20 protein-coding genes are annotated in these 19,218 nt (G+C 68.6%); 12 read left to right on the plus strand and 8 right to left on the minus strand.

The genetic code is table 11. The features are described 5' to 3' along the window. Positions 1-7 precede the first annotated feature (7 nt). Positions 8-784, plus strand: a complete 777-nt coding sequence (locus tag IAE24_RS16415) for a hypothetical protein (protein ID WP_232240440.1) — start codon at positions 8-10, stop codon at positions 782-784. Between the two features lie 34 nt (positions 785-818). Here the strand turns inward: IAE24_RS16415 and IAE24_RS16420 are convergent, their stop codons facing one another. Further along, on the minus strand, positions 819-1,817 hold the full coding sequence (locus tag IAE24_RS16420; RefSeq protein WP_199962015.1) for a Bug family tripartite tricarboxylate transporter substrate binding protein: 999 nt from the start codon (positions 1,815-1,817) through the stop codon (positions 819-821). Continuing rightward, positions 1,814-2,944, minus strand: coding sequence for an aryl-sulfate sulfotransferase (locus IAE24_RS16425; RefSeq protein ID WP_199962017.1), 1,131 nt, complete (start codon positions 2,942-2,944; stop codon positions 1,814-1,816). The genes IAE24_RS16420 and IAE24_RS16425 overlap by 4 nt, the downstream gene beginning before the upstream one ends. Positions 2,945-3,055: 111 nt before the next feature. Here IAE24_RS16425 and IAE24_RS16430 point away from each other — a divergent pair, with 111 nt between their 5' ends. Further along, entirely contained in the window at positions 3,056-4,006 is a 951-nt protein-coding gene (locus IAE24_RS16430) for a LysR family transcriptional regulator (RefSeq protein ID WP_012202480.1), read from the plus strand. A 36-nt stretch (positions 4,007-4,042) separates the two neighbouring features. Here the strand turns inward: IAE24_RS16430 and tgt are convergent, their stop codons facing one another. Further along, the gene (tgt, locus tag IAE24_RS16435; protein ID WP_012202481.1) at positions 4,043-5,215 is read right to left on the minus strand and encodes a tRNA guanosine(34) transglycosylase Tgt; all 1,173 of its coding nucleotides are present in this window, start codon (positions 5,213-5,215) and stop codon (positions 4,043-4,045) included. 135 nt (positions 5,216-5,350) lie between these two features. Between tgt and IAE24_RS16440 the strand changes: the two genes are divergently transcribed. Beyond that, positions 5,351-5,821: a universal stress protein gene (locus IAE24_RS16440; RefSeq protein WP_034397960.1), complete on the plus strand. Its 471-nt coding sequence runs from the start codon at positions 5,351-5,353 to the stop codon at positions 5,819-5,821. A 25-nt stretch (positions 5,822-5,846) separates the two neighbouring features. Here IAE24_RS16440 and IAE24_RS16445 read toward each other — a convergent pair whose 3' ends face one another. The 4 genes from IAE24_RS16445 to IAE24_RS16460 form a co-directional block, all read right to left on the minus strand. Further along, positions 5,847-6,308 (minus strand): hypothetical protein, encoded by a 462-nt coding sequence (locus IAE24_RS16445; RefSeq protein ID WP_016454505.1) that lies wholly within the window; start codon positions 6,306-6,308, stop codon positions 5,847-5,849. 167 nt (positions 6,309-6,475) lie between these two features. Further along, a complete protein-coding gene (locus IAE24_RS16450) occupies positions 6,476-7,696 on the minus strand; it encodes a phospholipase A (RefSeq protein WP_199962019.1) in 1,221 nt (406 codons plus the stop codon). A gap of 89 nt (positions 7,697-7,785) precedes the next feature. Then, positions 7,786-8,274 carry a hypothetical protein gene (locus IAE24_RS16455; protein ID WP_199962021.1) on the minus strand — a complete coding sequence of 163 codons (489 nt, stop codon included), beginning with the start codon at positions 8,272-8,274 and terminating at the stop codon, positions 7,786-7,788. Between the two features lie 17 nt (positions 8,275-8,291). Then, positions 8,292-10,361 carry an ATP-dependent helicase gene (locus tag IAE24_RS16460; RefSeq protein WP_013800309.1) on the minus strand — a complete coding sequence of 690 codons (2,070 nt, stop codon included), beginning with the start codon at positions 10,359-10,361 and terminating at the stop codon, positions 8,292-8,294. A gap of 281 nt (positions 10,362-10,642) precedes the next feature. Between IAE24_RS16460 and IAE24_RS16465 the strand changes: the two genes are divergently transcribed. The 9 genes from IAE24_RS16465 (at position 10,643) to IAE24_RS16505 (ending at position 17,894) form a co-directional block, all read left to right on the plus strand. Beyond that, the gene (locus IAE24_RS16465; protein ID WP_063327661.1) at positions 10,643-11,389 is read left to right on the plus strand and encodes a hypothetical protein; all 747 of its coding nucleotides are present in this window, start codon (positions 10,643-10,645) and stop codon (positions 11,387-11,389) included. Next, entirely contained in the window at positions 11,386-11,949 is a 564-nt protein-coding gene (locus IAE24_RS16470; protein ID WP_013800311.1) for a GTP-binding protein, read from the plus strand. Before IAE24_RS16465 ends, IAE24_RS16470 begins: the two co-directional genes overlap by 4 nt. Then, the gene (locus tag IAE24_RS16475; RefSeq protein WP_012202489.1) at positions 11,946-12,347 is read left to right on the plus strand and encodes a roadblock/LC7 domain-containing protein; all 402 of its coding nucleotides are present in this window, start codon (positions 11,946-11,948) and stop codon (positions 12,345-12,347) included. Before IAE24_RS16470 ends, IAE24_RS16475 begins: the two co-directional genes overlap by 4 nt. A gap of 98 nt (positions 12,348-12,445) precedes the next feature. Beyond that, positions 12,446-12,805, plus strand: a complete 360-nt coding sequence (locus tag IAE24_RS16480; RefSeq protein WP_012202490.1) for a hypothetical protein — start codon at positions 12,446-12,448, stop codon at positions 12,803-12,805. A 128-nt stretch (positions 12,806-12,933) separates the two neighbouring features. Next, on the plus strand, positions 12,934-13,884 hold the full coding sequence (locus tag IAE24_RS16485; protein ID WP_099751704.1) for an AEC family transporter: 951 nt from the start codon (positions 12,934-12,936) through the stop codon (positions 13,882-13,884). A gap of 101 nt (positions 13,885-13,985) precedes the next feature. Beyond that, the gene (locus IAE24_RS16490) at positions 13,986-15,605 is read left to right on the plus strand and encodes a glycosyltransferase family 39 protein (RefSeq protein ID WP_199962022.1); all 1,620 of its coding nucleotides are present in this window, start codon (positions 13,986-13,988) and stop codon (positions 15,603-15,605) included. Next, positions 15,602-16,606: a glycosyltransferase family 2 protein gene (locus IAE24_RS16495; RefSeq protein ID WP_012202493.1), complete on the plus strand. Its 1,005-nt coding sequence runs from the start codon at positions 15,602-15,604 to the stop codon at positions 16,604-16,606. Before IAE24_RS16490 ends, IAE24_RS16495 begins: the two co-directional genes overlap by 4 nt. Positions 16,607-16,608: 2 nt before the next feature. After that, entirely contained in the window at positions 16,609-17,031 is a 423-nt protein-coding gene (locus tag IAE24_RS16500; RefSeq protein WP_012202494.1) for a GtrA family protein, read from the plus strand. Continuing rightward, positions 17,028-17,894, plus strand: a complete 867-nt coding sequence (locus tag IAE24_RS16505; RefSeq protein ID WP_199962023.1) for a ChbG/HpnK family deacetylase — start codon at positions 17,028-17,030, stop codon at positions 17,892-17,894. The genes IAE24_RS16500 and IAE24_RS16505 overlap by 4 nt, the downstream gene beginning before the upstream one ends. Positions 17,895-18,077: 183 nt before the next feature. On the opposite strand, the gene IAE24_RS16510 is transcribed toward IAE24_RS16505, so the two are convergent. Then, complete coding sequence (locus IAE24_RS16510) at positions 18,078-19,214, minus strand: asparaginase (protein WP_013800315.1); 1,137 nt, start codon at positions 19,212-19,214, stop codon at positions 18,078-18,080. Between the last annotated feature and the right edge of the window lie 4 nt (positions 19,215-19,218).

Raw genomic sequence — 19,218 nt, forward strand, 5'->3', positions numbered from 1 at the left:
TGCAAATATGAACCAATGGTTCGCTGAAATCGCCGGCAACGGGCCCGAGGGCGCTGGCATCGTGGTGTCTGCGCAAGGCTGGGATAGGCATCTGCAGTCCGGCCCCCGCCAGTTGCAGGCCGGCCCGCTCCGTGCCGAACTGGCCGACGGCGGCCTGCGCAATGTCCGCTATGGCGGCGTCGACATCCTGCGCTCCATGGCCTTTGTGGCGCGCGACGGACAAGGTGACCGCTGTGTGCATGGAGCGGGCGAACTGAGCCTGCGCGAGCGGGCCGGCCGCTTCGAGGCCTTCTACGAAACGGTGGTGGACTGCGAGGAGCTGAGCCTGGCCTGGCGCGTGCGCATCGTGGGTTCGGCGCGCGGACTGAGCTTCACGTGCTGGGCGCGTGCCCAGGGGGATGTCGACGGCGGCCTGCAGCGGGGCATGCGCGCCGGGCGGGCAGGCCTGGAACTGGTGTATCCGCTCAAGGTCCTGGCTGGCCGGCCCGTGCATGTCCAGCATGTCGATGGCAGTGCCGAAACCACCGTGCTGCCCGAGCCCGATGCGCTGCAGCGCCTGTCGCAGCTGTCTGGCATCGCCCATGAGCCCGCACCGGGCCTGCAGGTGGACTGCCGCCTGGAAGGCGCCGAGTTCGAGATGCTGGGCCAGCGCTGTGGCGGCAAGGCCTTTTTCCGGCTGCAGCCGCGCGCGTTGTCTCCTTCGCCCTCCTACCCGTTGACCCGGGGCCGGACCCTGGTGCAGATGGCCGACCTCTTGTTTGTCTCGCCCGGCGCCCTGCAGTAGCACCGCAAGCAGCGCCTGGCCGGGCCTGGCCGGGTCAGCCTGTGCCTTGCAGGCGGGCGGCCTGCACCGTGGCCTCCAGCAGCTTTCTCTCCCTCTCCAGGTGGGCAATGAACTGGGCTTGCTCCATGGCCATGGGCTTGAAGCCGGCCTCGGCGAGCTTGCGCACCAGATCCGGCTCGGCCAGCACGGCTGCGGTCTCGCGGGCCAGGCGCTCGGCAATGCGGGCATCGGTGCGGGCCGGCAGCAGCAGGCCCTGCCAGGCCTCGACATCAAAGGACTGCCAGACCGGCGTTTCCTGCAGACTGGGAGTCTGCGGCAAGGTGGCGGCGCGCAGGCGCGAGGTCACGCCCAGGCCGCGCAGCTTGCCTTCGCGTACAAAGGACTGGACCAGGGCCACGGGCAGCACGGCCAGGTCGATCTGCCCGCCCGCCAGCTCGGTCAGCGCCTGCGGGCCGGATTTGTAGGGCACATGCGTCCAAGACAGGCCGGCCTGCTGCTGGAGCATTTCTGCGGTCAGGTGCAGGCTGGTGCCCACGCCATCGGTGCCCACGGTCAGCCGGCCCGGCTGCTGGCGCGATAGCTGCACGAGCTCGGCCGCCGTGGTGGCTGGCAGGTCGGGGCGGCCTGCCAGCACGAAGGCCGAAGAGGCCACGGGCGCCACGGGCAGCAGTTCCCTGAGGCCGTCATACCGGAAGCGCTCTGGCGACACCAGCGGCGCAATGAGCACGCAGCTGGCCACGCCGAACAGCGCGGTATGACCGTCCGGCCTGGCCTTGATCACCCGCTGGGTGGCGATGGTGCCCGAGGCGCCCACGGTGTTTTCTATGACCACGGGCTGGCGCAGCCGCTCCGCCAGGCGCGGCATGACCAGGCGCGCGGCCACGTCCACGCTGCCGCCCGGCGAAAAGGGCACGACCACGGTCAGCGGCTGGCTGGGCCAGGCGTCGGCCCCAGCCGTGGACGCACGGGCTGCCGGTGACAGCCAGGGCGCGCCCAGCATCCAGGCCGCCAGTTGCCTGCGGTTGAGGCTCATGACAGCCTCCCGGCGGCACCCAGCCAGGGCAGCTGGTCCGCGTGGTAGCGCCAGGTCTGGAACACGCTGTTGAGCCGTCCGGGGCCGGTGCGGCGTGCTGCGGCATCGGGGTACTCGGCGAACCAGGGCAGGATGTATTCCCAGACCACCTCCCCCGCAGGCGTGACCTCGAAGAGCCGGCCCGTGGCCGATTCGGTGATGTGGGTGTTGCCGTTCCACAGGCGCTGGGCATTGCCCATGAAGGCGGTGTAGAAGGCGTTGACCATCTCGTCCTGGTAGCTCCAGACCACGCGGTGGTCGGCAGGATCGATCTCCACCACGCGCGAGAAGGCCACGTGGGCGCCTTCGCGGAAGTTGCCGTTGTCGAAGGCCAGGATGTGGCCGTTGTCCAGCGCCACGGGCGCATGCTGGTGCGAGACCACCGAGGGTGGAATGTGCAGCGTCACCGCGCCGCTGGCCTTGTCCACGGCGATGATGCCGGAGGTGGTGCGCAGGCTCATGAGCACGCTGCCGTCGGCCCTCACGCCCAGGCCGTTGACCAGCGGCCAGTGGTAGCGGCCAAAGCCCGGGTGGATGGGGAAGTCCTGGGGCGCCAGGTGCTCCCAGGCCTTCCATTCCCAGACCAGGCGGCCGCTGCGGTCCACTTCGCGGATCACGTCGCCGTACATCACCTCGCCGGGCCCGTGCGCGGTGCCGCCGGGCACGCGTTCGGCAAAGCCCGCAGGCACGGGCGCGCAGGCGGCGTAGAGCAGATGGCCGTTGGGCAGCCACTGCGCGTCATGGTGGTGGTCCGGGTCCTCGTGGCGCCAGACGATCTCGCCCTGCGGCGTGACCTCGTAGAAATCGCCGCCATGCCACATGGACCACGGCGCATAGCGGTCTGGCGAGCGGGGGTGGTTGCCGTTGTAGCCCAGGTTGCCGTTCGGCAGGACCACGGCGTGCCGGCCCGCGCGCACGGGCAGCTTCCATTCATGGGCCACGCGGCCTTCGATGTCCACCAGGTAGACATGGCCGTCGGCCGTCTGCGGCGCGATCAGGGTGTAGCCGCCGGCCGAGAGGGCGGGGTCGTGGGCGATGAGTCCGACGCCGCGGCGGCGCTGGGTGACTTGGTCTACGGTGCTTGCCATGGGCTGCTTTCAAAGGAGGCCGGGAATGAGCGCCACTCTAGGCAGTCGCAAGCGTCAGGAATAGCTGTTTGTTTTGGATGAGGTGTCAGATAAAAATTTACACTCTGCGCCATGCCCGCAATCTCCCAGGCCTTTCGCTGTTTTGACGAGGTGGCGCGCCGTGGCTCGGTGCGCAAGGCCGCCGTCACGCTGCACCTGACGGCTGCCGCCGTGAACCAGCAAATCCTCAATCTGGAGGCCCAGGTCGGCGTGCCGCTGTTCGACCGCCTGCCGCGCGGCATGCAGCTGACAACGGCCGGGGAGCTGATGCTGGCGGCCGTGCGGCGCAGCCAGCGTGACTTCGACAACGCACTGGCCCAGGTGGAGGACCTGCGCGCCCTGCGCCGGGGCCATGTGCGCGTGGGCGTGTCCCATGCCACGGCCGAGTACCTGCTGCCCCTGGTGATCGCCAGCCTGCACGGGCGCTATCCGGGCATCACCTTCAGCGTGCGTTCGGGCACGGGCGAGGAATTGCTGCGCGGCGTGGCGCAGGGAGAGATCGATGTGGCCTATTGCCTGCGCCGCCCGCCGCCGCCCGGCGTGCAGGAGGTGCGCGCCTGGCCCCAGCCGCTGGGCGCGGTGATGGCCCCCGGTCATCCGCTGGCCACCGAGCCGCGCCTGCTGCGCCTGCGCGATTGTGTGGACTATCCGCTGATCCTGATGGCGCCGGGCATGGAGTTGCGCAGCATGCTGGAGCAGATGGACAGCGCGGCCCTGCACCAGCAGCGGCCGCTGGTGGAGACCAGCTCCGTGCCCATGGTGCGGCGCCTGGTGGCCGGCAGCACGGCCCTGGGATTCCTGGTGCCCGACAACGTGGCCGAGGATGTGGCGGCCGGCCGCCTGCTCTGGCGGCCCCTGCATGACGCAGGTGCGCAGTTGCCCGGCTGCCTGTACCAGCGCATCGGCTACACCAAGGCAGCCGCCATGCGGCTGTTTCTGGACGAGCTGGAGCGCGTGGCCGACGAGATGCGCGCCGGCTTCGAGACCGGCGTGTCCTGGTCGCTCAAGGACCTGGCGACCTGAGCGATCTGAGCGACTCGAGTATTCGGCTGAGGGGCGTCAGACGCCCCGGGCGCGCTCGGCCTTGAAGCGTGCGCGCATTTCAGTGAAGTTGCCCGCCTCCAGCGCATTGCGCACTTCCTGCATCAGGTTCAGGTAGTAGTGCAGGTTGTGGATGGTGGTGAGCATGGGGCCCAGCATCTCGCCGCAGCGGTCCAGGTGGTGCAGGTAGGCGCGCGAGAAGCCGTCGCGTCCGCCTTGCTCCCAGCTCACGCCGCTGGTGCCTGCGCAGGCATGGCAGGTGCAGCTGGGGTCCAGCGGCTGGTGGTCGGTCTTGTGGCGTGCGTTGCGGATCTTCAGGTCGCCATAGCGCGTGAAGATGGTGCCGTTGCGCGCATTGCGCGTGGGCATGACGCAGTCGAACATGTCCACGCCGTCGGCCACGCCCTGCACCAGGTCCTCGGGCGTGCCCACGCCCATCAGGTAGCGCGGCTTGTGGGCCGGCAGCCGGTGGGGCGTGTGGGCCATGATGGCCAGCATCTCGTCCTTGGGCTCGCCCACCGAGACGCCGCCCACGGCGTAGCCGGGGAAGTCCATCTCGACCAGGGCCTGCAGCGATTCCTCGCGCAGGTTCTCGTACATGCCGCCCTGCACGATGCCGAACAGCGCATTGGGGTTGCCCAGGCGCTGGAACTCGTCGCTGGAGCGCTTGGCCCAGCGGCGGCTCATCTCCATGCTCTTGCGTGCCTCGGCCTCGGTGGTCTTGTGGCCGTTGGTCTCGTAGGGCGTGCATTCGTCCAGCTGCATGACGATGTCCGAGTTCAGCACGGTCTGGATCTGCATGCTGACTTCGGGCGACATGAACAGCTTGTCGCCGTTGACCGGGCTGGCGAAGTGCACGCCTTCCTCGGTGATCTTGCGCATGGCCCCCAGGCTCCAGACCTGGAATCCGCCCGAGTCGGTGAGGATGGGCTTGTCCCACTTCTCGAAGCCGTGCAGGCCGCCGAAGCTCTGCATGATGTCCAGCCCCGGGCGCATCCACAGGTGGAAGGTGTTGCCCAGGATGATCTGCGCGCCCATCTCCTGCAGGCTGCGCGGCATCACGCCCTTGACGGTGCCATAGGTGCCCACGGGCATGAAGATGGGTGTCTGCACCACGCCGTGGTTGAGCGTGAGCTGGCCGCGGCGCGCGTGGCTGGAGGGATCGGTCTTGAGCAGGTCGAATTGCAGCATAGCCCTCCATTGTCCCAGATGGCCGCATGTGCGTGTCGGACGCTCCGTGACTGTCCCCGGAGCCCGTCTGGCTTAGCCGGCCCGCGTCTACACTGGGGTGGTTGCGATTCGCCAGCTACAAAAAAGGAGGTCCGCATGCTGAAGATCATGATTGCCGTCGATGGGTCCGAGCCCTCGCTGGATGCCGTGCACCACGCCATCTCCCTGGTGCGCCAGGGCCTGCAGGCGCATTTCGTGCTGGCCCATGTGCAGCAGGAAGCCTCGCTGTTCGAGCTGGCCACGCAGGACTCGGACATGATTGCCGCCGCCAGCGTGGACGCCGGCATGCACCTGGTGGCGCCGGCCGTGGCCCTGGTGCGGGCGGCCGGCATTTCCTACGAGGTGGAGATCGGCCTGGGCGAGCCCGCCGCCGCGCTGGCCGACATTGCCGAGAGCACGGGCTGCGAGCAGATCATCATCGGCGCACTGGGCCAGGGCGGCCTGCGGCGCGTGCTGATCGGCTCGGTCTCGCGCGAGGTGGCACGCAACAGCCGGCTGCCCGTGACCATCGTCAAGCATGCCGAGCCGCACGATGAAGAAGGGGAAGAGGACCTGGGTCCCGAGTGAGGTGGTGCCGGGCGCGCGCGGGCTTTCAGGCGGCCCGCCGTTGCTGGCCCTGATGGGACTGGTGCCGGCCTGCATGGGCGCCGTAAGCCCCGTAGGCGCCGTGGGCACCATGAGCGTGCGCATGCGCGTGGGGTTGCAGCTTGCCGTGCGGCAGGCTGGCCAGGCGCTGGAACATGCGGCGGCAGTAGCCGCGTATGCCCAGGCATTTGTTGATCTCATCCACCGGCAGGGGCCCGGAGACCACGACGATGCTGTCGGCCTGGTCCCAGTCGCCGGCCGCGCGCAGCCGCCTGCGCGTGCACAGGGCCCAGGCATGGATGCGCGTGGGCGAGCCATGCTCATGGACCTGGCCCGTGACCAGGTCGAAGGCAATGGCCACCAGCTCGGTCCTGAGCCGGCAGCGGCGCTCGCCCGTGATGGCACTGGGCGTCTCGCGCATGTCGTACAGGCAGTAACTGCCGGCCTTGAGCTGGTATTGCAAATCCATGGCGGACCTCCGCGGTTCGTTCTGGGGCGGGTTCCGGGCCTGCCTGCAAAGGCCCGGGGCATCGGCACATTCTGACGCATGGCCCCGGCCGCTGGCAATGCAGCCAGCGGGACGGGGCTTCCCCGCGAAGGGCAAGCGGCAAAGCGTGCCCGGCGAGGGCCGGTCTTCTAGAAGTCCAGAAGACTGAAGCCCACGCTGAGCACGGTGCGCCTGTAGTTGTAATCGATCAGGCTGTCACCGTATCCGCTGAAAAGCTGGACATGCAGGCGCAAATTGCTCTTGCCACCGTTCCATCCTTCGCCTAGGGTGCGCAGCCATTCGACGCGGCCCGAGCCTCGGCCCTGGCCCAGCGAGCCGCGCGCAGTGAAGCCCAGATAGTTCTGCGCATTGACGTTCCAGCCCAGTTTCACCTCGCCCCGGCCTATGTAGTCCTGGATGCGCGGGTTGTCGTCGTGCTCGGCGCTTTCGCGGATGCGCTGCCAGGCCTTGGCGTGCAGCTGCCAGCGGTTGTCCAGCTCGAAGCCGGTCATCAGATACCAGCGGTTCCAGCTGCGCGACAGCGGATCGCTCTGGCCGTTGGACTGGTGCACCAGGCCCACGCCGCTGTAGCGCCAGCGCCAGCCGAAGGGCAGCCGGGCATCGGTGGGGTAGACGTAGAAGATCTCGGGCTCGTGGTCCGTGTTGCGGAAGGGCCGCGAGATGGCGGGGCTGAACAGCTGCCAGTACGACTGCTGGGTGTAGCCGACCCACAGCGAGTCCTTGCCCGCCGAGGTGCTGCTGGTCAGCAGGCCCTGGGCGACCTTGGTGCGCACGGACAGCTGCACGCGCATTTCCTCGGTCTTGTAGGGCTGCGACTGCGCAGGGTCCTTGCCGGGCGTGGTGGGCTGCCGGTTGACATGGTCGGCCGTCACCACGGACACGGACATGGGCCGGTAGCCGCGGAAGCTGAAGGTGCCGCAGTCGCTGCCCGGTTCCAGCTCGAAGTAGCGCGACAGCTCGCTGTAGCGCGGGTCGCGGCAGCCGCCGTTGGTGGGGGTGGTGGGCAGCGCCAGGCCCTGGCCGCTGTCGGCCGTCACCACGGGGGCGGGCGTGGGCAGGGCGCCAGGATCGGCTGCGGCGCTGGCGGCCGGGGCACTCCAGCCGGTGGCCGGCGGCGCGGTCAGCGGTTGCTGCTGCTGAGCCCAGGTGTCGAAGCAGGCCAGGCGAGACTGGTTGTCCGTGGTGGCGGCGCACTGGCGCCAGGCGTCCTCGGACAGGGGGCGGGGCGCGGTCTGCGCCTGGGCGCCGAGCCAGGGCGTGGCGCCCAGTCCCATGGCCAGGGCCCACTGCAGGGGTGTCGGCGTGCGGCTTGGGCGCTTGCGGCGATCCAGGTGTGTAGGAGTCGTCATGGCTTGGGTCCCGTGATGGAAGGAGCGAAGAGTAAGGGGTAATTGAGTGAAGAGGGAGCAGGGGGCTCGTGTGCAGGCTCGGGGGCCGGTCACGGCGCGAGCTTGCGCAGCACGAAGGGCCGGGGCGCCGCATCGTCGCCTTCGATGAAGTTGCCGCGGATCTCGCGGGCGCAGCTGCCTTCGACGACATCGCCCAGCCAGGTGGCGGTGATGCGCTTGCCGTCGGCGCTTTCTTCCAGCGTGATGTGGTCATCGGCCACGTCGCCGACCATGGGGCGGGTGTCTGTGCCGCGCGCGATCGTGCCCTTGACGTTGCCCTTCCACTGGGGGTGCGGTCCCAACTGCAGGCGCACGGGCTGGGACTGGCCTTCGACGGTTCCCGTCCATTCGCCCTGCAGCTGGCTGTCCTTCATCTCCTCGTCGCCGGGGCATGGGGCGTGTGGCAGGGCGGCGGCAGCGCGGGCGGCCTTGGGCGCGGCCTGGAGGGCGGGCCGGGTGGTGGTCTGCAGGTCCGTGCTGGAGCAGGCGGTGGTCACGGCCACCAGCGCCAGGCTGAGAACGGGGCGGTAAAAACGCATGCGGTGTCTTTCTGGAATCAGGAGTCGGCGGGCGTGGACTGCTGCGCCTTGAGGGCGAACTCGGCGCGCAGCTGGCGCAGCTTCTCGCGCGGGTCCTCGCGCGAGGTGGCGGCGTCCAGGCCCATTTCCTTGATGAAGCGGCTGGGCAGGGTGGAGACCATCTCGCGCCCTTTCTTGCGGCGCTTGGTCCAGCTCACGGCCAGCGAGCGCCGGGCGCGCGTGATGCCCACGTACATGAGGCGGCGCTCTTCCTGCAGGCGCTGGGCGGTTTCGTCGCTGACCTTCTGCTGGCGGCCGTTGTCGTCGTCGAGCTTGAAGGGCAGCATGCCCTCGGTCACGCCCACCAGCATCACATGCGGCCATTCCAGGCCCTTGGAGGCGTGCAGGGTGGACAGGATGACCATGTCCTGCTCCTTCTCGCGCTCGCTGATGGTGGACAGCAGGGCGATGTTGCGCGCCACTTCCAGCAGGCTCTTGACCTCGGTGTGCGTGGTCGTGCCCGCCGCGTCCTCGATCTGGCCGCCGGCGCGCTGGGACATCCAGTCGCAGAATTCCAGCACGTTGCTCCAGCGCGCGGCGGCGACCGATTCGCTGTCCTCGCTGTCGTAGAGGTACTGCTCGTAGCCGATCTCCTTGAGCCAGTCGAGCATGAAGCCGCGCGACTGCTCGGCGCCCAGCGTGTGGCGGGCGCGGTATTCGAGGTCGTTGATGTAGCGGCCGAACTCCAGCAGGCTGTCATGCGCCTTCTTGGGCAGGGCCGCTTCCAGCATGTGCGCGAACAGGGCGCCGAACATGCTGAGCTTGTGCTGCGAGGAAAACTCGCCCAGCTTGCCCAGCGTGGTGTGGCCTATGCCGCGCCTGGGCGTGCCGATGGCGCGCAGGAAGGCGGGGTCGTCGTCGTTGTTGATCCACAGCCGGAACCAGGCGCACAGGTCCTTGATCTCGGCGCGGTCGAAGAAGCTGGTGCCGCCCGAGACCTTGTAGGGAATGCTGGCCTTGCGCAAGGCCTTCTCGAAGGGCTTGGCCTGGTGGTTGGCTCGGTAGAGGATGGCGAAATCCTTCCAGTCCGGCGGCGGGTTGCTGGCCGCGCGCAGGCTCTGGATGCGGGCGACAGCGCGCTCGGCCTCGTGCTCCTCGGTGTCGCAGTCCACGATGCGCACGGGCTCGCCCTCGCCCAGCTCCGAGAACAGCGTCTTCGGATAGAGCTTGGGGTTGGGCTGGATGACGTTGTTGGCCGCGCGCAGGATGGCCGAGGTGGAGCGGTAGTTCTGCTCCAGCTTGATCACCTTGAGCTGCGGGAACTCCACCGGCAGCTTCTTGAGGTTGTCCAGCGTGGCGCCGCGCCAGCCGTAGATGCTCTGGTCGTCGTCGCCCACGGCGGTGAAGTGGGCGCGGCTGCCCACCAGCATCTTGAGCAGCTCGTACTGCGTGGCGTTGGTGTCCTGGTATTCGTCCACCAGCACATGGCCCAGCAGGCGCTGCCATTTCTCGCGCACCTCGATGTGGTTCTTGAGCAGGCGCATGGGCATGCCGATCAGGTCGTCGAAATCCACGCTCTGGTAGGCGGTCAGGCGCTCTTCGTAGCGCTGCATGATCAGCGCCGTGCTGCGCTCGTTGTCGTCCTGGGCCATGGCCAGGGCCTTGCGGCTGTCCCAGCCGGCGTTCTTCCAGTTGCTGATGGTCCACTGCCACTGGCGCGCCGTCGCCAGGTCGGTGGTGCCGCCCGAGCAGTCCTTGAGGATGCCCGTCACGTCGTCGGCGTCCAGGATGCTGAACTGGGGCTTGAGGCCCAGCACATGGCCGTCCTCGCGCACCATGCGCACGCCCAGGGCGTGGAAGGTGCACACCAGCACGTCCTTGGCCTGGCGGCCGATGAGGCCGGCCGCGCGCTCGCGCATTTCGGCTGCGGCCTTGTTGGTGAAGGTGATGGCCGCGATGCGGCGCGGCGCCATGCCCATCTCGATCAGGCGCCCGATCTTGTGCGTGATCACGCGTGTCTTGCCCGAGCCCGCGCCGGCCAGGACCAGGCAGGGGCCTTCGGTGTAGTGGACGGCCTGGAGCTGGGCCAGATTGAGTCCTGCGGACATGGGTGCGTTGCGCGGGGAAAGGCGTGAAAGTGAGGGAAGCGGGAGCATACCGCTTCGGGGATCGAGGCTATCAGGCCATGTGTAAGCACCCTTGGAATTCGGCGACAAATCTCGCGGCCACTCTGGTCCGTACTGTGGCGGCGTTGGTCTAAATAGAAAAGTTCACATTAAATCAAGTGAGTAATGTGTAAAAACTATCCAAAATATCAGTCTTCGCCGATGTTCTGTCACGGGCGAATCTGGTTTGTCCATTTCAGTTCCTATCCGGTGAGGTGTCAAAGATGGCTCGCACTACAGACGAGATCGGCCTGGCTGCCGAGCTGTGGTCTCCTCTGCTCAAGCAGCGTTTCGAGGCATTGTTCGCCGTGGCGTCCCGCAAGTCGCTGCGCGGCTGGCGGCAGGTGCCCCTGGTCAGCGCCCAGGTGCTGGTCGTCGATGGCAACATGCCCGCGCCCGAGGCTGCAGGGTGGATGCCCTGCGTGGTCTACGTGGGTGGAGTGCCCCAGGGACAGCACCTGGAGCGCACGCAGCAGCGACTGGCCACCTATCTGGACATGAATTTCACGCTGTCCGACCTGATCGACATGCTGGACCGGGCGGCCGTCTTCCTCATGGACTGGACGGTGCGCCAGCAGGTGGCGACGTCGCATACGCTGGCGCGGGCGCTGGACGATCTGCAGCAGCAGGGCGTGGACTGCCGCTACCGCTTCCAGCTCAAGGCCTGGGTGGCGCTGCCCGCGCCGTGGAACAACTCCGAATGTCTGCGTGCCCTGGCCATGCTGTGCCGTGGCCCCATGGAGGTGGCCCTGCTGTGCGAGCACAGCGGCATGCAGGCTCGCGCCGTGGCCGAACTGCTGCGCCATCCCCGGCTGCGCAGCCTGCTGGAGTGCAGCCTGCGGCCCGCGCGCGAAGACGATCTCCCGCCGCTGCGCCGCAGCCGCGCACAGGCGCCCGACGCGGTGGCCGGCCTGCCGCGCCAGTGGGTGCAAAAGCTGGCCGGATGGATCCGGCGCGGAGGAGTGGCATGAGCCTGTGGATGAACGCGCAGCCTGCTGCCGGGTTGGTACGGGTGAGCCTGGTGGGCCCCATGGGCATAGGCAAGACCACGGCGCTGCGCAGCCTGTGCGGCGCGTTGATGGCGGCGGCGGATGTGCCCAATCTGGACCGGGCCTCCCATTCCAAGGAGTTCACCACGGTGGGTGCCGAGTTCGGCGAGATCGACCTGGGCGGTGGAGAGCGGCTGCAGCTGGTGGGCAGCCCGGGGCAGGAACGCTTCGACTTCGTGCGCCGCTGGGTGCTCAATGCCTCGGTGGGCGTGCTGCTGATGGTGGATGTCTGCGACGCCCGCGCACCGGACTACGCGGCACAGTGCCTGGCCGAGATCGCCTCCCTGGAATCCGGGCCCCTGGTGGTGGTGGTCAGTTGCCGTGATGCCAGCGAGCAACAGCAGGAAGCATTCAGCAGCGCCTTGGCGGACAGAGGTCACGGTATAGTGCCTGTCATCCAGGCGGACCCCCGTGACCGGCAGCAGTTGCTGGATGCGCTGGGGGTGCTCGTTTCCTTGCTTTCCTTGCAAAGTCAGGTATGAAGACACCAACGCTTCCCCGGATTCCTCCCTCTCTGATCGAAGCTGGCAGCGATGTGCTCCACCGCGTGGTGGCGCCCCTGGAGGGCGTGCACATCGCCTTGCTGTGCACGCCTGACGGCTTCGAGATCACCTCCCTGCGGGTCAGGAGCGAACTGCCGACGGAGCGCCTGTCGGCCATGGCGGGCTCGCTCATGGCCATGGCCAGGGCCGTGGCCACCGAGATAGGCCACAAGTCCTGCCGGCGGCTGACCTTCGAGACCGAGCTGGGCACCGTCCTCTTCCAGGCCGTGGCCGGCAACCAGCCGGCCATCCTGTGCATGGTGGTCGATCAAAGCGCCCTGCTGGGCCGCGCGCTGTGGGCGGCGGGCGAAGTGGCCTCCGAACTGTCCCGTTCCTGATCCGCGGCATCCGCTGCAGAAGTTTGGTTTTCTTCCCCCGAGGAGCGGGCGCGGTGGTCCATCGCACAGCCTGCCCTTGCTATTTGAAAAGGTGGCATATGGCTTCGATACATGATTCTCTGAACGGCCTGCTGGGCATCGATGGCGCCCTGTGCGCGGCCCTGGTGGACAGCACCAGCGGCATGCTCATGGGCAGCGTGGGCTCCGGCCTCGACATGGAGCTGGCCGCTGCCGGCAACACGGAGGTGGTGCGCGCCAAGCTCAAGACCATGCGCATGCTCAAGCTCGATGACGCCATCGACGACATCCTGATCACCCTGACGCACCAGTACCACATCATCCGGCCCGTGGCCGCCCATGAAGGCGTGTTCTTCTACCTGGTGCTGGACAAGAGCCGCTCCAATCTGGCGCTGGCCCGCCGCAAGGTGCAGGACGTCGAGAAGGACCTGGCGCTGTAAGCGCACGCGCTTGTTGCGCTCACGCCCGACCTGCCGGATGCGGATTCCGGCAGGTTTTTTTTCGTCCGGCGTCCGCGCGGTGACACGGGCGCGCGGCAGCGGCACCGGCTTGCTGCCAGAATCGCCGCGTGCTGTCCGTCCTGCTGATCACCTTCCCCTTCTTCGCGCTTGTGGCCTGCGGCTTTGCGGCTACCTGGCGTGGCGTGCTGCCGCAGGCGGCGATACCGGGGCTCAACGCATTCGTGCTGTATTTCGCGCTGCCCTGCATGCTGTTCCGCTTTGGCGCGCAGACGCCGATTGCCCAGCTGCTGGATGTGGGCGTCTCCGTGGTCTACCTGCTGTGCGCGCTGCTGATGGTGGGCGCCACCGTGGCGCTGACCGTGCGGCGCGTGGGCTGGAACGATGCGGCCTTTGGCGCGCTGGTGGCGGCCTTTCCCAACACCGGCTTCATGGGAGTGCCCATGCTGGTGGCGCTGCTGGGCGAGCGTGCGGCGGGCCCGGTCATCGTCACCATGGCCATCGACATGGTGGTGACCACCTCGCTGTGCATTGCGCTGTCGCGCCTGGGGCTGCCGGGCGGGCATGGCGTGTCCGTGGCGTTGCGCAGGGCGTTTGCCGGCATGGCCGCCAATCCCATGCCCTGGGCCATCGTGCTGGGTGGCGTGGCCTCGGGGGCAGGCTGGACGCTGCCCGGCCCCATCGACCGCACCGTGGCCATGCTGGCGGGCGCGGCCTCGCCCGTGGCGCTGTTCACCATTGGCGCCGTGCTGGCGCGCTCGCAGATGAACAGCCACGAGCGCGTGGCCGCGCGCGACTACGTGCCCATTGCGCTGGCCAAGCTGCTGGTCCACCCGCTGCTGGTCTGGGCCGTGGCCCGTGCGGCCATGGCGCTGGGCCTGCCGCTCGGTGAAGAGGCCTTTGTGGCGCTGGTGCTGCTGGCTGCGCTGCCCAGCGCCAGCAATGTCTCGCTTCTGACCGAGCGCTTCGGGGCGCACGGCGGGCGCGTGGCCCGCATCATCCTGGTGTCCACGGTGCTGGCCTTCCTGAGCTTCTCGGGCGCCGTGGCGCTGATGACCTGAGCGGGCCCCGGGCACACCTGAGCGGCAGGCCCGGGCCGCACGGGCATGCTGGTGCTCACTACAATCCCGCCCATGTTTTTTCACCACCTCGACGGGATCGCATGAAATCCTCCCCCTCTGCCCCGGCAGGCGTTCCCACGGGCGCGGCCCTGCTCTGGATGGTGACGCTGGCCTGCCTGCTCTGGGCCCTGGTGTCCTGGCTGGCCAATGGCAATCTGGACGGCTACCACGACATGCTGGAGAACTATGCCTGGGCCCAGCCGCTGCAGCTGGGCACGCACAAGCATCCCCCGTTCTTCGCCTGGGTGGTCGGCCTGTGGTTCATGGTGTTCCCGCAGAACGACGGCTTTTATCGCCTGCTGTCCTATGCCAATGTGGGCGTAGGCATCTGGGGCGTCTACGTGCTGGGCAGGCGCCTGGGGCTGGCGCGCCTGGCGCCGCTGGGCGCGGCCCTGTTGCTGTGGTGCTTTCCGTATACGACGCTGGCCGGCAAGTTCAACGCCAACAGCCAGCTGCTGTCCCTGTGGCCCTGGGCGGCGGCCCTGCTGCTGGCCAGCTGGCAGGAAAAGGGGGCGCGCGGCGTGGCCTTCAGCGTGGCGCTGGGCGTGGTCTCGGCCGCCTGCATGCTCAGCAAGTACTACAGCGGCGTGTTCCTGGCCGGTTTCCTGCTGCCCATCTTCCTGGTGCGTGAAGGGCGCCAGTGGCTGCTCACTCCTCGGCCCTACGTGGCGCTGGCAGCCTTTGGCCTGGCGCTGGCGCCGCATGTGGCCTGGATTGCCCACCACCAGTGGGTGACGCTGGGCTATGCCATGGACCAGGGCGGCGGTCAGGTGGTGTGGGGCTATGTGCTGCGCTTTGCGCTGGCGCCCATCTTCTACTGGCTGCCGGCCTGGCTGGCCGTGTGCCTGGTGTATGGCTTCATGCAGGCCCGCCAGCAAGGCGGCGGCTGGCTGCGCTGGAGTGCGCGTTTCCTGCGCCGCAGCTGGTGCTGGCAGGGGCGCGGCGACACGCTGTTCTGGCTGGCCCTCATGCCCTGGCTTGCGACGCTGGGCTTTGGCGCCACCGGCGTGGTGGAGCTGTCCACGCCCTGGGCCATCCCCATCGGCTATGCCTTTGTGCTGCTGTGGCTGCGCAACCTGGACGCCGAGGCGCCTGCCGTGACGCAGGCCGCCCTGGCCGCGCTGCGCCGCGCCTGGTGGCCGAGCATGGCCGTGGTGCTGGTGATCGGGCTGGCCGTGGGCTGGGGCAATGCACGCAAGAGCGGCTCCGACTACTACCGCCCCGCGGCCGATGCGGCGCAGGCCATCGTGCTGTCCTGGAACCAGCGCCACCCGCAGCAGCCGCTGCAGTGGGTGGGCGGCGACTGGGCGGAAAACGCCATGCTGTCTTTCTATGCCCAGCCGCATCTGCGCACCATTCCCGGCCTGCCCGACAGCGAATATGCGCGCGTGCTGGCGCTGCCGGACTGGCGCCAGCAGCCCGGGCTGCTGCTGTGCCCGCGCGGCCCGGTGGCCAGCGAGCCCGGCCCGACCGCGAAATCGCGCGACTGCGAGCAGCAGGCGCAGGCCTGGCTGGCGAAGCTGGGCCTGCCGCAGGAGGCGCGTGTGCTCACGGTGCAACGCTCGGGCTGGCGTTTTCCTCGGCCCAGTCCCTATGCCTATGCGGTTTTTGACGTGTTGCCGCGCGCGGGCAGCCAGCCCGCTGACAATGCTGGCCTATGACCGAATTGCATGCTGACATTGCTCCGGCCGCTCCCAAGGGGATGCTGCCGCGCCCCCCGCTGCGGCTGAGCTGCGTGGTGCCAGCCCACAATGAAGAGGGCAACCTGGAGGCGTTCCTGCGCGCCCTGGACGCGACGGTGCGCACGCTGACGCCCGACTACGAGCTGATCGTCGTCAACGACGGCAGCCGTGACGCCACGCACGAGATCGCGCTGCGCATGGCCCAGGAACTGCCCGTGCGCTATCTGGCGCTGTCGCGCAACTTCGGCAAGGAGGCGGCGCTGTCGGCCGGCATAGACCATGCGCGCGGCAACGCCGTGGTGCTGATCGACGCCGACTTCCAGCATCCGCTGGAGATGCTGCCCCAGATGTGCGAGCTGTGGCAGTCCGGCTACGACATGGTCTATGGCGTGATCGCCGACCGGGGCGCCGAAAGCGGCGCCAAGCGCGTGGGCACCAACCTGTTCTACCGGCTCATGAATGCCGGCAACCTGGTGAAGATCCCGCCCAATGCCGGCGACTTCCGCTGGCTGGACCGCTGCGTGGCCGACGCGCTCAAGGCCCTGCCGGAGAGCCACCGCTTCATGAAGGGCCTGTACGCCTGGGTGGGCTTCAAGGCCGCGGCGCTGCCGTTCGTGCCGGCCGACCGCACGGCCGGTGCGTCCAGCTTCAATTTCCGGCGCCTGGGCTCGCTGGCCCTGCTGGGGCTGACCTCGTTCACCACCTTGCCGCTGCGCGTGTGGAGCGTGGTGGGCGGGATCATCTCGCTGGCGGCCCTGCTCTACGGCCTGTGGATCACCATGGAGACGCTGATCTTCGGCAACCCGCTGGACGGCTGGCCCACGCTGGCGGCCAGCATCATGCTGTTCTCGGGCGTGCAGCTGATGTCCATCGGCATCCTGGGCGAGTACATCGGCCGGATCTACGACGAGGTCAAGCGCCGCCCCACCTACCTGCTAGCGCGCGACGAAGACCGCAGCCCGCTGGCGCCACGGGACTAGCCATGCACGACGTGATCGCACAGCTGCGCCGCCTGCCGCAGGCGCTGCAGTTCGTGCTGGTAGGGGGCTGCGCGGCCGCCACGCACCTGGCCGTGGTCGCCCTGCTGGTGCAACGGGTGGGCATGGCGCCGCTGCATGCCAACGTGCTGGCCTTTCTCGTGGCCTTCGTGGTCAGCTACAACGGCCATGCGCTGTTCACCTTCGTGCAGGCCGGGGCGCAAGGCTGGGCCGTGGCCGGCAAGTACTTCGCCGTCGCCTGCGCCTCCTTCGTGGCCAACGAGCTGCTGTACTGGGTGGCCCTGCACTGGCTGCACTGGCACTATTTCTGGAGCCTGGCCCTGGTGCTGGTGCTGGTGGCGGTGGGCACCTTCGTCTTCGCCAAGTTCTGGGCCTTTGCGGCCCCCGGCCGCAAGGAATCCTCATGAACACCGTACCTGCCAGAAACAACGGGGAGAAGGCCTCGGCCAGAACCGTCGTCCTGTGCGCCGACGACTATGCGCTGCACCCCCTGGTCGATGAAGCCGTGGAGCAGCTCACCCTGCAGGGCCGGCTGTCGGCCACCAGCTGCATGACCACCTCGCCGCAATGGAGGCAGGCCGCCAGGCGCCTGCCCGCGCTGCGCCCGCGCCTGTCGCTGGGCCTGCACTTCAACCTGACCGAAGGCCACGGCCTGCAGCCCGCCGCCGGCATCGGTGCCGTGATCGCGCGCGCCTATGCCGGCGCACTCGGCGGCGCCGCCATGCGCGACGCCTGGCGCCGCCAGCTCGACGCCTTCGAGGACGCGCTGGGCATGGCCCCCGACTTCATCGACGGCCACCAGCACGTGCACCAGCTCCCCGGCGTGCGCGCCGCGCTGGTGCAGGAATTGCGCCAGCGCTATGGCGACAACGCCGACGACCTGCCCTGGGTCCGCTCCACCACCCCGGCCGGCCAGCTCTGGCGCGACCCCAAGGCCGCCATCATCGCCCTGCTGGGCGGCTGGACCACCACCCGCCGCCTGCGCCGCCAGGGCGTGCCGCTCAACCACGGCTTCGGCGGCGTCTACGCCTTCGACCAGCCCACGCCCGAAGGCTATGGCCGCCACATGGCCCAATGGCTGGCCCAGCTGCAGCCCGGCAGCCTCATGATGTGCCACCCCGCCACCGCCCCCGTCCAGGGCGACGCCATAGGCGCCCAGCGCGCCGTCGAATACGCCTACCTGCGCTCCGACGCCTTCGCCCAGGCCCTCGAACAGGCGCACTGCCACATCGCCCAAGGCCCCCTGACCCCGCTGTTTACATCGAACTAAGAAGCGGCAATAGAAAAAGCCCGGCCAAAAATGGACCGGGCCATGTGGGCGCAGCGCAAAAAACCGGCGAGGCCCAAAGCAAGGGACAGCAAGCAAGGGCCGCCCCGCAGCGAGGCTGTCGTCCCCCTCCCCCGCGAAGCGGGTAGAGAGGGGGAAGGCGCGCCAGCGCCTCAGGGGGTGCTATCAGTACTCCCAGAAGATGCGCTGCAACTGCTTCGTGTCCTGCGTCTTGGTCAGGGCCACCGCGGCCAGCAGGCGCGCCTTCTGCGGGTTCAGGTCATGGGCGACGACCCAGTCGTACTTGTCATCGGGCTGCTCGGCATTGCGCAGCACGAAGCCGGCCGGCACGCGCGAGCTGCGCACCACGATCACGCCCTTTTGGCGCAGTTCATTGAGCTTGGGCACGATGCGGTCGGCCACCGAGCCATTGCCCGTGCCTGCATGCACGATGGCCTTGACGCCGGCCTTGCCCAGCGCGTCGATGGCCGTGGCGGGCACGTTGCCGTAGCCATAGACGATGTCCACTGCGGGCAGGTCGGTGATCTGCTCGATGTTGAACTCGCTGCCCCTGGTGTGGCGCTTGACGGGGGCGCGGAACCAGTAGGTCTTGCCCTCGACCACCATGCCCAGCGGGCCCCACTGGCTGGCGAAGGCATTGGTCTTGATGTTGGTGAGCTTGGCGACATCGCGCGCGGAGTCGATGTTGTCGTTCATGCTGACCAGCACGCCCTTGCCCGCCGAGTCCTTGGACGCGGCCGTAGCCACGGCGCCCAGCAGGTTCAGCGCGCCGTCGGCCGAGATGGCCGTGCCGGGGCGCATGGAGCCGACCATGACGATGGGCTTGTCGGTGGGCACCACCAGGTTCAGGAAGTAGCCGGTTTCCTCCAGCGTGTCCGTGCCGTGGGTGACGACGATGCCGTCCACGCCGGGCTGCTTGGCCAGCTCGTTGACGCGGCGGGCCAGCGTCAGCAGTTCCTTGTTGGTGAAGCTCTCGGAGGCGATCTGGAAGACCTGCTCGCCGGACACGTTGGCGATGTTGCTCAGCTCGGGCAGGCCGGCCAGCAGCTTGTCCACGGGCACCTTGGCGGCCGTGTAGGTGGCGCTGTTGACGGCGCTGGCGCCCGCGCCGGCAATGGTGCCGCCCGTGGCCAGGACGACCACGTTGGGCTTGCCGGCCTGTGCGGTGGGAGCGGGTGCAGGGGCGGCGGCCGTGGCGGGCGCTGCGGCTGCGGGGGCCTGGCTGGCGCCGGGCTGGGACGCGCAGCCTGCCAGCGCAAGCGCGACGGCCATCAAGGTCATACGGAAGGGGGTGAACGGCATGTAT

This window comes from Delftia sp. S65, assembly GCF_016516495.1.
Lineage (GTDB): Bacteria > Pseudomonadota > Gammaproteobacteria > Burkholderiales > Burkholderiaceae_C > Comamonas > Comamonas acidovorans.